Below are 16,068 nucleotides of genomic sequence, written 5' to 3'. Positions count from 1 at the left end.
CAAGTTAGTACCATAACCTTTATTTTGTCTGCATATAACATTATATATATGCAGTTAATATTCAATTTTCAAATCTATAGTTATATTATTTTATAAGAATATATATTTTAAAATAAATAATACAGCTAAAACATACAATAAAGGCTTAACCTTCTTACCTTTTCCACATACTAAGTTAATTAATACATATGAGATAATTCCTACTGAAATACCTTCTGAAATGCTGTAAAATAATGGCATTGCAATTACGCAAAGGTAAGCTGGAATAGCTTCTGTTAAATTATCATCTGTAAACTTAATATCTGCAATAGCTCCAAACATAAGGAATCCAACCATAATAAGTGCCGGAGCTGTAGCAAATGATGGAATTGTAACAAATAAAGGTGAGAAAATAACAGCTACTAAGAATAATAATCCTGTAACAACTGCTGTAAGACCTGTACGTCCACCTTCTGCAACACCTGCTGATGATTCAACGAATGTTGTTGTTGTTGATGTACCAAGAATAGCACCTGCTGATGTAGCAATAGCATCAGATAAAAGTGCCGGTTTAATCTTTGGCAACTTACCATCTTCATCAAGCATACCTGCTTTTGTACTTACACCAATGATTGTTCCTAACGTATCGAATAAGTCTACAAAAAGGAATGCAAATACAACAATGATGAAGTTAACAAGACCAACAGCCTTGAAGTCAAGGTTGAAGCACTGACCAAATGTTTTTCCTAATGCTGAAAAATCAAAACTTACAAAATTAGTTGGAATAACTGAATATACTCCCTTTTCTACATTAGGAACATACAATCCTACTAATTCACTGATAATTCCAAGAATCCATGTTGATACGATACCAATAAGAATTGATCCTTTTACTCTCTTAATATAGAGTATAGCTGTAATGAATACACCAATAACAGCTAATAATGCTGTAATGCCTGCTGTATGGAAATTCTGTGTAAAGTCTGTAATAGTAACAAGTGTTGAATCAGAATTCTGAACAAGTCCTGCATTCTGTAAACCAATAAAAGCAATAAATAAACCAATACCAACTGATACTGCCTTCTTAAGATTAAATGGAATTGCATCAAAAATAGCTTCACGTACATTTGTTAAAGAAAGAATTATAAAAATAATACCTTCAACAAATACTGCAAATAATGCTATCTGCCATGAATATTTCATTTCTCCACAAACTGTGTATGCAAAATAAGCATTAAGTCCAAGACCTGCTGATAAAGCAAATGGAAGATTTGCAAAAAACGCCATACACATTGTACCAATAAATGAAGCTAAACATGTAGCAATAAGAATCGCTTCCTTATCCATTCCGGAAGCACTTAAAATACTTGGGTTTACAGCAAGAATATATGCCATAGTCATAAATGTTGTAAGACCCGCAATTACTTCTGTCTTAACAGAAGTATTGTTCTGTTTGAGTTTAAATATTTTCTCTAACATTCTCCTCTTTTGTATAGCCTAGCTATACTTTCCTTTCTTATTATTTGCTATTGCCTTATAATATTAACAGATTTTTAAACGTTTTTACAGTGTTTTTTCATTTTTTTAACATTTACTATTATTTTCTGCCATTTTTCTAAAATTATTTAATCATGCAAATCATTTTTTAACTTTATTAAATTATTTCTTCAATATTACATCCTAAAGTTTCAGCAATATTTTTTTCTGTTCCCACACTGGCTTTGTTAATATCCTTTGCTCTTTCTAATTTTTCAACACTTATTGAATTATTTAAAAAGTCTTCTGCAAATCTGAAATAAGAATCATCAGCTCTATACCCTATTATCAAATCATATTCACTAATATCAATATTATATTTTTCCATAAGAAATTTTTTTGACATTATTTTCATTTTCATTTCTTTGAAGCGACGTTTCTTCTTGATTTGTAAAACAAATCTAGAAGCACGCGGCATTCGTAAAATGCCGCGTGTTACATAAAAAGCGAGAAGGTTTCATTCGTGCAAGCACGATTCCACCTTCTCGCTTTTTATGTTTACGTCGCTTTACTCAAAGCTTCGCGATTATTTTTCACTTGTTGCTGCCTTAATTGCTGCTGTAAGCTGTGGTACGATTTTGTTTAAATCACCTACGATACCGTAATCAGCTACGTCAAAGATTGGAGCATCTTCGTCTTTATTGATTGCGATAATAAGGTCTGATTCTTCCATACCGGCAACGTGCTGGATAGCACCTGAAATACCAATTGCAAAGTAAACCTGTGGACGAACTGTCTTACCTGTCTGTCCTACCTGTCTGTCAACTGGTAACCAACCGTTATCTGTTACTGCTCTTGAGCATGCTACTTCACCACCAAGAGCTTCTGCTAAATCTTCAAGAAGTTTGAAGTTTTCTGCTGAACCAACACCACGTCCACCTGATACTAAAATCTTAGCGTCCATAATGTCAACTGTTTCTGTTACAGACTTAATTACTTCCTGAATTTCAACATATTTGCTGTTCTTTTCTAACTTAGCGTCAAAGTTAATAACTTCTGCCTTTGCACCTGGCTTTGGTTCTGCTTTCTGCATAACACCGGCACGAACTGTAGCCATCTGTGGTCTATGATCCGGACATGCAATAGTAGCAATTGTATTACCACCGAATGCAGGACGAGTCATAAGAAGCTGATTATGTTTCTGTTCTCTACCTGGAATTGGATTGATTGGGAAATCACCAATTTCAAGAACTGTACAGTCAGCTGTAAGACCTGTTGCTACTCTAGCTGAAACTGTAGGACCTAAATCTCTACCGATTGCTGTAGCACCAACTAACATAATTTCAGGCTTGAATTCATTAATAACTGCTGTTAAAGCCTGAGCATATGGTTCTGTTCTGTATGTTTCAAGTTCAGGATTATCAACAACGATAACCTTATCAGCGCCATATTCAGCTAACTGATCAACTAAATTTCCAACGTTTGATCCAAGAAGTACGGCTGTTACTTCTGTATTTAATGGTTTTGCAAGTCTTCCTGCTTCTCCAAGTAACTCGAATGCGATACCGCTTAATTCGTTATCTACCTGCTGAGCGAAGACATATACGCCTTTATAATCTTCTAAATTAATGTTCTGCATAATTATAATCTCCTCTCTACTAAATAACGTGCTTTGTTAATAATTTGTCCATGATGTACTCAACTGCTTCATCAGGTGAATCAGGAGCAACCTTTTCTCCAGCACCCTTACGAACCTTATCTGATGCCTTAGCAATCTTTGTAGGTGAGCCCTTAAGGCCAAGGTCTCCATCGTTTACATCTACTAAGTCTGCTCTTCCCCAAGTTGTGATTTCAGCATCAACAGCATCAAAAATTCCACCTGGAGTCATGTAACGAGGATCATTTAATTCTGAAAGAGCTGTAATTAATACAGGCATTTTAGCTTTAAGCATATGATGTCTATCTTCATACTGTCTCTTAACAATTACGCTATCTCCGTCAACTTCAATACCTTCAGCGTATGAAATAACAGGGATTCCAAGATGTTCAGCAATCTGTGGTCCAACCTGAGCTGTATCACCATCAATAGCCTGACGTCCTGTAATAATGATATCATAATCTTTAATATTTCTGATAGCACCAGCGATTGTTGTAGATGTAGCCCAAGTATCAGCACCACCTAAAACTCTATCTGTTACTAAAATTCCGTTATCAGCACCCATAGCCATAGCTTCACGAAGAACATCTTCAGCCTTTGGAAGACCCATTGTAAGAACTGTTACTTCAGCACCGTACTGATCTTTTAATCTAAGTGCAGCTTCAAGGCCTGCCTTATCATCAGGGTTCATAATTGTAAGCATTGCACCTCTATCTAATGTACCATCTGGGTTGAATTTAACTCCGCCCTTTGTATCAGGTACCTGTTTTACACAAACGATAATTTTCACGATTAGTACCTCCTATTACTTTAATAAGTTTGCAGAGATTACCATACGCTGAACTTCTGAAGTACCTTCGTAGATTTCTGTAATCTTAGCATCTCTCATCATTCTTTCAACGTCATATTCTCTGATATAACCATAACCACCGTGTAACTGAACAGCCTTAGTTGTAACTTCCATTGCAACTTCTGCTGCATATAATTTAGCCTGAGCAGCTTCGAAACCATATTCCTTCTGAGTATCTTTAGCTCTTGCAGCCTTGTATACTAACATCTTAGCAGCTTCTACCTTAGTAGCCATATCTGCTAACTGGAACTGAGTATTCTGGAACTGACCAATTGCTCTACCGAACTGTTTTCTTTCCTTAACATATTCGATTGTTGTTTCAAGAGCACCTTCAGCAAGACCAAGAGCCTGTGAAGCGATACCAATACGTCCACCATCAAGTGTATGCATAGCGATACCGAAACCTTTACCCTTCTTACCAAGTAAGTTTTCAGCTGGGATACGGCAATCTTCAAATATTAATTCGTATGTAGCTGAACCACGGATACCCATCTTCTTTTCTTTTGTACCAAATGTAAATCCAGGTGTTCCTTTTTCAACGATAAATGCTGAAATTTCTTTCATCATTCTACCACGTTTTTCAACTTTACCTGTTACAGCGATTACGATGTAAACATCTGCGTACTTACCATTTGTAATGAAGCATTTAGAACCGTTTAATACCCATTCATTTGTAGCTTCATCAAATACAGCCTTTGTCTGCTGTCCCTGTGCATCTGTACCGGCACCAGGTTCTGTAAGACCGAAAGCTCCAAGCTTCTTACCACTTGCAAGATCTGGAACATATTTCTTCTTCTGTTCTTCTGTACCGAATGTCATAATAGGATCGATACAAAGTGATGTATGTGCAGATACGATAACACCTGTTGTACCACATACTTTTGATAATTCTTCAACACACATTACATATGTTAAAACGTCACATCCCTGTCCGCCGTATTCCTTAGGAACCGGTATACCAAGGAAACCATATTTTGCCATCTTTTCAACTGTCTCTACTGGAAACTGTTCATTTTCATCTGTTTCCTGAGCAAGAGGTTTAACTTCATTTTCAGCGAATTCTTTGAAAAGAGTTCTAGCCATTTCATGTTTTTTGCTTAAAGTAAAATCCATTTATCTTTCCTCCATATTTATAGTTTGCTCTAAATTACTGAGCATCTACTGGTGTCTTTGTACGGTCTGCGTTATAAACGTAGAATCCCTTACCTGACTTAACACCAAGATTTCCACCTCTAACCATCTTACGGATTAATGGACATGCACGATATTTGCTATCTCCTGTCTCATTATAAAGTACATCCATAATTGCAAGGCAGATATCTAAACCAACGAAATCACCTAATTCAAGTGGTCCCATTGGGTGGTTAGCACCAAGCTTCATAGCTGCATCAATACCAGCGATATCTGAAACACCTTCCATCTTAATGAAAGCAGCTTCGTTAATCATTGGAATTAAAATTCTGTTTACTACAAATCCTGCAGCTTCATTTACCTGTACAGGTGTCTTTCCAATTTCTTTTGAAATCTTAATGATTTCTTCTACTGTTTCGTCAGGTGTATTAACGCCTGCGATAACTTCTACTAACTTCATTCTATCAGCAGGGTTGAAGAAATGCATACCAATCATAGGACGTGTAAGACCATTTCCGATTTCTGTGATAGAAAGTGATGATGTATTTGAAGCAAAGATACATTCAGGCTTGCAAATCTTATCTAATTCACCAAATGTAGTTTTCTTAACTTCCATGTTTTCAAATGCAGCTTCAACGATTAAGTCACAATCTGCACATAAGTCTTCCTTAAGACCTGGTGTGATGCTATCAAGAATACCATCAACCTGTTCCTGTGTCATTTTTCCTTTTTCAACAAGTCTTGCATATCCTTTAGCAATCTTGTCTTTTCCGCCTTCTGCCCATTCCTGCTTGATGTCACATAAAGCTACTGTGTAACCATCAACCATAGCAAAAGCCTTTGCGATTCCCTGGCCCATTGTACCAGCACCAATTACTCCAACTTTCATCTTATTTTCCTCCAAAAATATTTTTATAAAATTTAAATTGTATCCACAATGAAATTAAATCCATGTGGTGTTTTCCTTATTTAATTATTTGTTCTGGAAAGGAACAACCTTTAACTTCTTTTCTTTATCTTTTTCAAGGAAGTTACCCATTCCTGCCTTCTGATCTTCTGTTTCGAAGCAGCTTCCAAATAATTTTTCTTCAATAACGATAGCATCATCCATGCTTGCATCAAGACCATCATTGATAGCTTTCTTACAAGCTCTAACTGCGATAGGAGCCTGCTTAGCAATTGTTGCAGCTAACTTCTTTGCAGCATCTAATAATTCTTCCTGTGGATATACAGCATTTACAAGACCGATTCTGTAAGCTTCATCAGCCTTAATGTTTCTAGCTGTGTAAATCATCTGCTTAGCCATTCCAGGACCAACTAATCTTGCAAGTCTCTGTGTTCCACCAAATCCAGGTGTGATTCCAAGACCTACTTCAGGCTGTCCGAAAATTGCATTTTCAGAACAAAGTCTAATATCACAACTCATTGAGATTTCGCATCCACCACCTAAAGCAAATCCGTTTACGGCAGCGATTACAGGAATGTCAAATGTTTCTAACTTTCTAAATACATCGTTTCCTTTTTTACCAAATGCTTCACCTTCAGCCTTTGTTAATGTTGACATTTCTCCAATATCAGCACCGGCTACAAATGATTTTTCTCCTGCACCTGTTAAAACTAATGCTCTTGTTTCATCTAAATTAACTGCATCTAAAGTTGCATTTAATTCATCAAGAACCTGGCTGTTTAATGCATTTAATGCCTTTGGACGGTTGATTGTAATTACTCCAACAAATCCATCCTGTTCATAAGTAATAAATTCCATATCACTTCTCCTTAAAAAATTATAATTGTATTAAGAGTTTGGATAAACTCTTATGGTAGAAAAACACACTAAAAGCTGGTAGTAAAAAATTGCCACCAGCTTTTTATGTATTCAATTAGTCTCTTTCAACGATTGTTGAGCAACCCATTCCGCCACCGATACATAAAGTAGCGAGACCCTTCTTAGCATCTCTCTTCTGCATTTCATGAAGTAATGTAACAAGGATACGGCAACCTGAAGCTCCTACCGGATGTCCAAGTGCGATAGCACCACCGTTTACGTTTACTTTGCTCATATCGAACTTTAAGTCTCTAGCAACTGCTACTGACTGTGCTGCGAAAGCTTCGTTAGCTTCGATTAAGTCCATATCATCAACTGTTAAGCCAGTTTTTTCCATAACTTTCTTTGTTGAAGCAACTGGTCCAACACCCATGATTTCAGGTGCAACACCACCAAGTGCTCCGCCAACAAATGTAGCCATAGGTGTAACACCTAATTCTTTAGCTTTTTCTTCACTCATAACTACAACTGCTGCAGCTCCATCGTTAATACCTGAAGCATTTCCTGCTGTAATAACACCATCAGGCTTTCCTGAACAGCATCTCAATTTACCAAGTGATTCAGCTGTTGTACCAGCTCTTGGTCCTTCATCTGTATCTACAACGATATCGCCCTTTCTATTCTTAACAACAACAGGTACGATTTCATCTTTGAACTTACCGTCAGCCATAGCCTTTTCGCATTTCTGCTGTGAGTTTGCTGAGAATTCATCTAATTCTTCTCTTGAGATTCCCCACTGTTCAGCTACGTTTTCAGCAGTAATCATCATGTGGTAGTTGTTGAATGCATCTGTTAAAGCATCATTTACCATTGTATCAATGATTGTACCATTGTTCATTCTGTAACCAAATCTTGCCTTTGGAAGTGCGTATGGTGCCATTGACATATTTTCCATACCACCTGCAACAACAATATCAGCATCTCCTGCTTTAATCATCTGTGCAGCCATGTTTACACAGTTAAGACCTGAACCACAAACAACGTTTACTGTAACTGCTGGTGTTTCAATTGGAAGACCTGCCTTGATTGAAGCCTGACGAGCTACGTTCTGTCCAAGACCAGCCTGGATAACGCATCCCATGTATACGTGATCAACAGCGTCCTTTGGTACGCCTGCTCTCTTAAGAGCTTCTTCAATAACAATAGATCCTAAAACTGGTGCTGGAGTTGTGCTTAAAGCTCCACCCATCTTACCGATTGCTGTACGACATGCGCCTGCAATAACTACTTTTTTTGACATAATATTAATCCTCCATATATATAATTTTTAAAAAGATTTTCAACTTTGTTATAATTTTAACAAATTATAATTCCTTTGTCTAGTATAATAATCGAATTTTGTTTCCAAAAAGTGACTTTTTTCTAAACTTCTTCGTAACTGTCATAATTTGTATTAAAATTATCATGCTGTTGCTGATTATTGTGCTTAGGATAACCACATAGAGTCACGTACAATTCTACATCTGTTAAATATTTATATGGTACAACATAGAATATGTTAAGTATACCACATGTAAATGATGCCAAAATATTCCAACCAATAAATGATAAGTCAAGGACAAACGCATTCATTTTATTTCCCATCATCATTTGTCTGCTTCTTCTAAAAGCTTCGCTGGAACTCATATTAGGATTTTCAGCGAGCAAATATGGTATCATTCTGTATTCGTACATTTTAACTATACCGGGTATAATAAATAACAGTGACCATAATGATGTATATAATGATTTTAAAAACATTGTTTTTGCAATGTTTAAATACCCATTTCTGAACCCTTCTGTCATTTCACTAAATTGAGGATTCACTGTTCTGTTTTTAATTAACCATCTCTTACAGCCAACCTCTAACTGCGCAAAAACTAAGAAAGCTAAAGCGAGACCTGCGAGGAAAATGATTATTCCAAGTATTAACACCATGGAAATCTGTGTGTATGAAATATTTTTTATAATTCCCAGTAATCTTGTTCTTAAAATATTAAACTGTAAATTCGCACTTTGATCTGTATATTCCATATAAGAGTTGTCTGTTAATATAGAATTTCCCGTGTTAGTTATGTAATCTGTTACGTCATTAAAATTAACTGATGTTCCAAAACTAAAATTGCCAATAACAATGGATAATATCAAAGTTACAAGTACCGCACTCCAGTAATTCTTCTGTAGTATCTGTCTGGCTGTACTTTTTAATTCTGCTCTTGTCCACATATATATTTTTCTCCTTCATAATAGTAATAGCTACAACAAATTAATTGGGGTTTTTAAAAAATCCCAATTATATAACTAAGAATGTCCCTTGTGACATTCTACGCATCGAGCGCATGTTGCTTCAGCAACATTTTTCCCTTTGCGCCAGTGTGCATCCCTAGTGGAACGTTATTTATTAATTGTGATTTCTTTGAAATCCCAATTAATAAATAAGCCCGCCTACTGTTACATAAGCGGACTTTTTATTGTCATTACTTAATTTCTACTAACCAGCCTTCTGGAGCTTCAATTCTGCCCATCTGGATACCTGTTAATGTTTCATATAATTTCTTTGTAATAGGTCCCATTTCATCCATTCCACTTGGGAAGCAGATTTCTTCGCCATGATTTACGATCTTACCAACAGGTGAAATAACTGCTGCTGTTCCACATAAACCACATTCTGCAAAATCTTTAACTTCATCGATGAATACTTCTCTTTCTTCAACTTCAAGTCCAAGATATTCTTTTGCAACATACATAATTGAACGACGTGTAATTGAAGGTAAAATACTATTTGACTTTGGAGTAACAACTTTATTATCTTTTGTTACGAAAATGAAGTTTGCACCACCTGTTTCTTCTACCTTTGTTCTTGTTGCTGCATCAAGGTACATGTTCTCATCAAAACCTTCTGCATGTGCAGTAACAATTGCATGTAAGCTCATTGCATAGTTAAGACCTGCTTTGATATGTCCTGTTCCATGAGGAGCTGCTCTATCAAAATCACTAACCTTAATTGTAATTGGCTTTGCACCGCCTTTAAAGTAAGGTCCTACAGGTGTTGTAAGAACTCTAAACTGATATTCTTCTGCAGGCTTAACACCAATTACTGATGAGCTTGCGAACATATAAGGTCTTACATATAATGTAGCTCCTGAACCATATGGTGGAACGTATGCTGCGTTAGCCTTTACTGTTTCTTTAATAGCTTCTACGAATTTATCCTCTGGGAATACAGGCATCTCTAATCTTCTTGCTGAATCAGCGAAACGAGATGCGTTTAAGTCAGGACGGAATGTGACTATGCGGCCATCCTCTGTTGTGTACGCCTTCATTCCTTCGAAAATAGTCTGAGCATACTGTAATACTCCGGCACATTCGTTAATGACTACGTTTGAGTCCTCTGTTAATACTCCATCATCCCACTTGCCATCTTTGAAATTTGCCACAAATCTCTTGTCTGTATCTACATAACCAAAACCAAGATTTGCCCAGTCAATATTTTTCTTGTCCATCTTTTATTCCTCCGTATTATCAATTTGTCTAATATTTTGACATATGTGTATTTAAATCAAAACCTTATTCAATTATATCACTATTTTTTTCTCGGTCAATAAGACTACTTTAATTTTTCCCACTTATAGTTATATAAAGAATCTCTAATGCCATCACCATTAAGACCAAACTTACCGTTTTTTAATTTCAGGCATTTCTTTTCCCTATTTTTAGGTAATGTTACACATCCTGTAGTCTGTACGCCATTCTCTTCTACCTGACAGAACATAATTTTATCAAACACCTTATCTAAAGTGCCTGTTTCCATGTTACTACCTAAAGAATATGTATATTTCCAAAGATTTCCCTTAACTCTCTCACATTTTGATTCTTTAACACTAAAAGATGTTGTGTAAAAATCAAATTTATCACTGTCGTATAAAAAGGCTCTTATCTCTTTAGTATTGTTCCAATACTTTGGAACTTTAAAATAAACAGTGCGTTGTTCTTTTCCGGTCATTGTGCCATAATTATTGTCCTGACCACTATGCATTTCCTGTTTTAAGTTAATTAATTCAATATTTTCATATCCATTATCTATTAAGAATTTATATAAGTTTTTATGTTTCTTACTAATGTTGAGTGTTACGTATATTTGATTATCGTCACCATTATAAGTGTCTTCTATAAATGATAATGCCAACTGCCATTTCATATTCTTTGTGCTAAAGAATTTTTCACCCATTTGGTCGTAATCTTTCTTTGCTGCATTTCTCAGCTCTTCGTAAATTTCCTTCTTTCCTTTTTCAGTAAATTCATCTAAGCCTGTACTTCTGTCATTAACAGTGTCAGTTATCTCAACATACGACAGATAGGAAGCAGGTATTTTCATAAGATTACCAACTATATTATTTTGTTTCTTAACGATTTTTGACAATCTGTCAAACTCATCCCCATAAAAACATCCATCATAAGTTCTGTTTATATAAGAACCATTTTTCAGCTTATATGAAATGTTTAATCTATAATAATCCTTTGTTATTTCATCCACGCCTTCTTCTGCGAATGTTACATCTTTACTTCCGTAAATAGGATATATTATACTCTTATCTTCAAGTACCTGTTTAACAACAGCTCTATGTGCATTTAAAGTTGCCTCAATTGCGTTCTTATCCTTAATATAATACTCACTAATATTAACGCCGTTTACAATGAAGCTTGAACTGCTGTCCATTGAAACTGCAACTGCCTCTACATCTTTTTCATTAGGTATTCTCTTGTCAAATCCTAAACCGCCTCTGGCAATTGAAATCAAAAAAATTAATACAAAAACTATATCGATTCCTATTACTAAAACACTTTTTCTAATGTCAGCCAGACTTCTGTTATAAATTAAATGGAGTATTATAACTGTTGCAATTGTGCCAATTAAAATTCCAACAGTAAACCATATAAACTGTAACCCTGTTGATTCTTTTCCAGAAATAGCAACAAGTATCCAGCCGAAACAGAAACCAACTGCAAAACCGGCAAATACTTTTATAGTCTGCTCAAGTCCTATATAAATTGATGAGTTCTGTGCAACTTCAACTTTTCTTTTCTTAACGAGATAGTAACTTGCAATAAGTAATGCTACACTAAAACCTACCCACCATAATACATAGAGCAGATTGTGTTTTCCGAAAGCCCCTGCAAACGGTGCAAGGAAAGGACTTAAAAATGTGTAAATTTCGTAGTTATTCATTGACTTTACGCTGTATCCCGGAAGTATTGAATTTGGGAACAGGTAGCAAATCAAAATGCATACCGGATAAATTCCGTTTATGGCTATATAACTTACAACTGTATCCACAACTGTTCCACAGCAAAGTGAAACTACTGAAATAAATGCCACGTTGCCTACAACAGCAATTGCAACAAACAATACATTTCTTGACACGTGCAAAAATCCATCCAAGTCAAAAGTCATCATTGCACTAATTAAGCCAACTATAAATATTGGTATAACTGTCTGGAATATTACAGAAAACAATCTTGTAAATAACATTGTCGCCCTATCTACAGGAAAGCTACCAAACATATCCACACATCTTTTATTATGTATGTATGAAAATGACACAAAGGCAAAGACTGTAGAAAAAATCATTGCCACTAATGTAAATGTTGTTCCAATAAGCACCGGTGCCGCATTTGCAACTTCTTCTATGTTTCTGTTTTTTAATTTAATAATAAGTTCCATTAAAGGAGATGATACTGATAATAAAAGAATATATGCAATTAATATGCCTCTGTATCTTTTGTTAGTCCATCTAAATAAGTTTAAAGCTTTCTTCCTTTGACTGAAAGCTGTCGGTATATTACTTGCCATATCCTACCCCCTCCATTTTGCTTATAAATACTTCTTCTAATGTAGAAGGCATAACCTCAATAAATGCAGGTTCCAATTCATTTAATTCTTTCATGATTTCCTCAATATCTCCCTTTACCATAAGTACATAATAATTTCCAACCTGCCTCATTATGTCAGCCCCAATTTGTCTAAACACTTTTCTGTCAATTGACTTATTAAAAGCAAGCTGTATTTTATGCATCTGGCTTTTTAGTTCATCGGTCTCTTCATTAGTTACCAATGTACCTTTATGTAAAAGTACGATTTTGTCACAAATATCATCTATTTCTCTAAGATTATGAGATGCTATAATACATGTCATCTCTCTGTCTGTTACATCCTCAATTATCAATGTTTTCAATGTATTTCTTATTACAGGATCAAGGCCGTCAAAAATTTCATCTAAAAATAAATATTTAGGATTTGTTGCAAACGCCAAAATAACAGACGCCTGACGTTGCATACCTTTACTCATGTTTACAATTTTTTTGTTTGTTGCAATTGGAAACATTGAACATAATTTCAAATAACGTTCCTCGCTCCAGTTTGAATACATTCTTCTGTACAAGTCTGCCATTTTATCAACTGTACTATCATTAAAGAAATACGGATAGTCAGCAATGTATGCACATCTTTCTTTTATAACATGGTTATCAAAGGCATTCTGACCGTCAATTATAACCTGTCCCTGATTAGGTTCATAAACTCCAGACAATGTTCTAAGTAATGTACTTTTTCCACTGCCATTGCTACCTGCCAAACCGAATATCATTCCCTCTGATATTTCGCAGTTTAAATTATTTATTGCGACTGTTTTTTCAAATCTTTTTGTGAGATTTTTTATTTCAATCATTCACTCTTCCTCCGCTTGTAATTTCATCTACCAACTCAATCATTTCATCCTTGGTAATCCCCTTTTTATATGCTTTATCTATTGATTCTTTCAAATCATTTTTCGCCTGGATTTTTTCTGCCTGGTTTTGATCTAACTTGTTAGAAACAAAACTTCCTCTTCCTACTGTAGAATATATATATCCATCTTTTTCAAGCATTTTGTAAGCCTTCTGAACAGTATTTGGATTAATTCCCAATTCTGTAGCCAAAATTCTAACCGGTGGTAATTTTGTATCACTTTTCAAAACACCTAAAGATACCAGTCTTATTACATCATCGTATAGCTGCTGATATACCGGTGTTCTGGAACTGAAATTTACAGTAAGCATTCCTTACCCCTTTCTTTTTCATTTGTACTACTTGGTGTAATACAATCCAATTATAAATAAAAAGCAGTTGTATTGTCAACTGCTTTTCTGTGTATACTTAAGATATTATTTTTTTATTTCCAACGCTCTAAAAACTGTTCTTCATTAATGATTTCTATACCCAGTTCTTTGGCTTTTTTGTTTTTAGAAGAATTTGATAGTAAATCATTATTAATTAAATAATTAGTTTTTGAAGTTACTGAGCCTGTAACCTTGCCACCTCTTTTTTCGATATAATCTTTTACTTCATTACGATTGGCAAACCTTTCCACACTTCCTGTAACCACAAAGTTAAGACCTGCCATGTTTTGTTCTTCGTTGTTTTCTTCTTTTATAATTGTTAATTCATTTAATAAGTTGTTAAACTTTTTAATATTTTCTTTATCAGAAAAATACTCCACAAATTTAACAGCCATCTTGTCACCAATGCCATCTATTTTAACTAACTCTTCTGCTGTAGCATGTGTGATTTTTTCAATATCATTATTAAAGTATTTGCAAATAAGCTTGGCATTTGCCACACCGATATTCGGAATTCCCAGGCTATATAAAAGAGCATGTAATTCTACCTCTCTTGCCTTGTTTAAGGAATCAATTAAATTGTCGTAAGACTTTTGGCCAAATCCAGGTGTTTCCACAATTTCTTTCTGATATCTGCTTAAATTAAATATATCCGCAAATTCGTGAATGTATCCTGCATCGATAAATTTCTCTAAAGTTTCCTCTGATAATCCATCTATGTTCATTGCATTTCTTGAAACAAATAATGAATATAATTTAACATGCTTTGCGGGGCATTGTTTGTTCGGACAATATAAAGTTTTTACTCCGTTGTCATTTTTTATTTCTGTTCTTTCTCCACATGCCGGGCAAATTTCAGGTATAACGCACTTGCCTGATTTAGTTACGTTTTCGGAAATTTGAGGGATAATCATATTAGCCTTGTACACTTTAATTGTATCCCCATCTCCTAATTTAAGTTCCTCCATTATGCTGATATTGTGAACACTTGCTCTTGTAACTGTAGTCCCTTCAAGTTCTACCGGTTTAAAAACTGCAACAGGATTAATCAAACCTGTTCTGCTTGGACTCCATTCGATATATTCTAAAGTTGTCTCAGCCTGTTCATCTTCCCATTTAAAAGCAATTCCGTTTCTTGGGAACTTCGCAGTTCTACCTAAAGATAAACCATATTCAATATCATCATACATTAAAACCAAACCATCTGAAGGATAATCGTATTCTTTGATTTTTTCTGCAAAATATTTTACAGTTTCTTCCATATTTGAAGATGTTACTTCTTTTCTTTCAACAACTTCAAATCCCTGTTGTTCAAGCCATAAGTATTGCTGCTCAATTGAATTTTTAAAATCAACATTTTCTGCACTAATCAAGGCAAAAGCTATAAAGTTTACATTTCTTTTAGCAGTAATTTCACTGTTTAATTGTCTTACGGAACCTGAGCATAAATTTCTTGGGTTCTTATATTTTGCCTGAGCATCCTCAATTTCCCTGTTGATTTTTTCAAAATCAGAATATTTTATAATGGCTTCTCCACGTAACACCAGTCTTCCCTCATAAGGAATGCTTAAAGGAATGTTTTTGAATGTTTTTGCATTATTTGTTATAACTTCACCAATTTCACCATTACCTCTTGTAACAGCCTTAAAAAGTTTTCCCTGCTGGTATGTTAAAACCACTGTAAGGCCATCAAGTTTCCAAGACAATAATGATTTTTTGTCTCCCGCGAAATCAGCCAGCACACTTACTTCCTTAGTTTTGTCCAAAGATAACATTGGACTTTCATGCTGTTCTTTAGGAAGTTCACTTACAACCTCATAGCCTACATTAACAGTGGGGCTGTTCGCCAAAACAATTCCTGTATCTTTTTCTAACTGTACTAATTCATCATATAAAGCATCATATTCAAAGTTGCTCATTATTTCCTTTGCATCCTGATAGTATGCTTTACTCGCCTTATTTAATATATCTACTAACTCTTTGATTCTTTCTTTTTTATCCACTTTAAATCTACCC

14 protein-coding genes are annotated in these 16,068 nt (G+C 35.0%); all 14 read right to left on the bottom strand.

Annotated features, from left to right (window positions below):
* Positions 1 to 90 precede the first annotated feature (90 nt).
* The 14 genes from DW006_RS02690 to ligA all read right to left on the bottom strand — a co-directional run bounded on the left by DW006_RS02690 (position 91) and on the right by ligA (position 16,055).
* A complete protein-coding gene (locus DW006_RS02690; protein ID WP_117998937.1) occupies positions 91 to 1,458 on the bottom strand; it encodes an NCS2 family permease in 1,368 nt (455 codons plus the stop codon).
* Positions 1,459 to 1,633: 175 nt separating this feature from the next.
* The gene (locus tag DW006_RS02685; RefSeq protein WP_117998936.1) at positions 1,634 to 1,933 is read right to left on the bottom strand and encodes a DUF3990 domain-containing protein; all 300 of its coding nucleotides are present in this window, start codon (positions 1,931 to 1,933) and stop codon (positions 1,634 to 1,636) included.
* Positions 1,934 to 2,041: 108 nt separating this feature from the next.
* Entirely contained in the window at positions 2,042 to 3,094 is a 1,053-nt protein-coding gene (locus tag DW006_RS02680) for an electron transfer flavoprotein subunit alpha/FixB family protein (protein ID WP_117998935.1), read from the bottom strand.
* Between the two features lie 19 nt (positions 3,095 to 3,113).
* Positions 3,114 to 3,902 carry an electron transfer flavoprotein subunit beta/FixA family protein gene (locus tag DW006_RS02675; RefSeq protein WP_022165353.1) on the bottom strand — a complete coding sequence of 263 codons (789 nt, stop codon included), beginning with the start codon at positions 3,900 to 3,902 and terminating at the stop codon, positions 3,114 to 3,116.
* 15 nt (positions 3,903 to 3,917) lie between these two features.
* Positions 3,918 to 5,075, bottom strand: coding sequence for an acyl-CoA dehydrogenase (locus DW006_RS02670; protein ID WP_022165354.1), 1,158 nt, complete (start codon positions 5,073 to 5,075; stop codon positions 3,918 to 3,920).
* Between the two features lie 34 nt (positions 5,076 to 5,109).
* Positions 5,110 to 5,982 carry a 3-hydroxyacyl-CoA dehydrogenase NAD-binding domain-containing protein gene (locus tag DW006_RS02665; protein WP_117998934.1) on the bottom strand — a complete coding sequence of 291 codons (873 nt, stop codon included), beginning with the start codon at positions 5,980 to 5,982 and terminating at the stop codon, positions 5,110 to 5,112.
* 84 nt (positions 5,983 to 6,066) lie between these two features.
* The gene (locus tag DW006_RS02660) at positions 6,067 to 6,858 is read right to left on the bottom strand and encodes an enoyl-CoA hydratase-related protein (protein ID WP_022165356.1); all 792 of its coding nucleotides are present in this window, start codon (positions 6,856 to 6,858) and stop codon (positions 6,067 to 6,069) included.
* Positions 6,859 to 6,973: 115 nt separating this feature from the next.
* Entirely contained in the window at positions 6,974 to 8,158 is a 1,185-nt protein-coding gene (locus DW006_RS02655) for an acetyl-CoA C-acetyltransferase (RefSeq protein ID WP_117998933.1), read from the bottom strand.
* A gap of 122 nt (positions 8,159 to 8,280) precedes the next feature.
* Positions 8,281 to 9,123, bottom strand: a complete 843-nt coding sequence (locus DW006_RS02650; protein ID WP_117998932.1) for a DUF975 family protein — start codon at positions 9,121 to 9,123, stop codon at positions 8,281 to 8,283.
* A 251-nt stretch (positions 9,124 to 9,374) separates the two neighbouring features.
* A complete protein-coding gene (locus DW006_RS02645; RefSeq protein ID WP_117998931.1) occupies positions 9,375 to 10,400 on the bottom strand; it encodes a branched-chain amino acid aminotransferase in 1,026 nt (341 codons plus the stop codon).
* A 104-nt stretch (positions 10,401 to 10,504) separates the two neighbouring features.
* On the bottom strand, positions 10,505 to 12,748 hold the full coding sequence (locus tag DW006_RS02640) for an ABC transporter permease (protein WP_117998930.1): 2,244 nt from the start codon (positions 12,746 to 12,748) through the stop codon (positions 10,505 to 10,507).
* Entirely contained in the window at positions 12,738 to 13,622 is an 885-nt protein-coding gene (locus DW006_RS02635; RefSeq protein ID WP_117998929.1) for an ABC transporter ATP-binding protein, read from the bottom strand. Before DW006_RS02635 ends, DW006_RS02640 begins: the two co-directional genes overlap by 11 nt.
* A complete protein-coding gene (locus tag DW006_RS02630; RefSeq protein ID WP_022165362.1) occupies positions 13,615 to 13,992 on the bottom strand; it encodes a GntR family transcriptional regulator in 378 nt (125 codons plus the stop codon). Before DW006_RS02630 ends, DW006_RS02635 begins: the two co-directional genes overlap by 8 nt.
* 113 nt (positions 13,993 to 14,105) lie before the next feature.
* Positions 14,106 to 16,055, bottom strand: coding sequence for an NAD-dependent DNA ligase LigA (gene ligA / locus DW006_RS02625; protein WP_117998928.1), 1,950 nt, complete (start codon positions 16,053 to 16,055; stop codon positions 14,106 to 14,108).
* Positions 16,056 to 16,068 lie beyond the last annotated feature (13 nt).

Source organism: Eubacterium sp. AF36-5BH (genome assembly GCF_003460505.1).
In the GTDB taxonomy this organism is placed as follows: domain Bacteria; phylum Bacillota; class Clostridia; order Lachnospirales; family Lachnospiraceae; genus Eubacterium_G.
This window is presented reverse-complemented; position numbering and strand designations above follow the sequence as displayed.

Coding starts and splice junctions, on each gene's coding strand:
- DW006_RS02670 (WP_022165354.1), bottom strand. CDS start 5,075: ATGGATTTTACTTTAAGCAAAAAACATGAAATGGCTAGAACTCTTTTC.
- DW006_RS02680 (WP_117998935.1), bottom strand. CDS start 3,094: ATGCAGAACATTAATTTAGAAGATTATAAAGGCGTATATGTCTTCGCT.
- DW006_RS02665 (WP_117998934.1), bottom strand. CDS start 5,982: ATGAAAGTTGGAGTAATTGGTGCTGGTACAATGGGCCAGGGAATCGCA.
- DW006_RS02630 (WP_022165362.1), bottom strand. CDS start 13,992: ATGCTTACTGTAAATTTCAGTTCCAGAACACCGGTATATCAGCAGCTA.
- DW006_RS02635 (WP_117998929.1), bottom strand. CDS start 13,622: ATGATTGAAATAAAAAATCTCACAAAAAGATTTGAAAAAACAGTCGCA.
- DW006_RS02645 (WP_117998931.1), bottom strand. CDS start 10,400: ATGGACAAGAAAAATATTGACTGGGCAAATCTTGGTTTTGGTTATGTA.
- DW006_RS02660 (WP_022165356.1), bottom strand. CDS start 6,858: ATGGAATTTATTACTTATGAACAGGATGGATTTGTTGGAGTAATTACA.
- DW006_RS02640 (WP_117998930.1), bottom strand. CDS start 12,748: ATGGCAAGTAATATACCGACAGCTTTCAGTCAAAGGAAGAAAGCTTTA.
- DW006_RS02655 (WP_117998933.1), bottom strand. CDS start 8,158: ATGTCAAAAAAAGTAGTTATTGCAGGCGCATGTCGTACAGCAATCGGT.
- DW006_RS02690 (WP_117998937.1), bottom strand. CDS start 1,458: ATGTTAGAGAAAATATTTAAACTCAAACAGAACAATACTTCTGTTAAG.
- DW006_RS02685 (WP_117998936.1), bottom strand. CDS start 1,933: ATGCCGCGTGCTTCTAGATTTGTTTTACAAATCAAGAAGAAACGTCGC.
- DW006_RS02650 (WP_117998932.1), bottom strand. CDS start 9,123: ATGTGGACAAGAGCAGAATTAAAAAGTACAGCCAGACAGATACTACAG.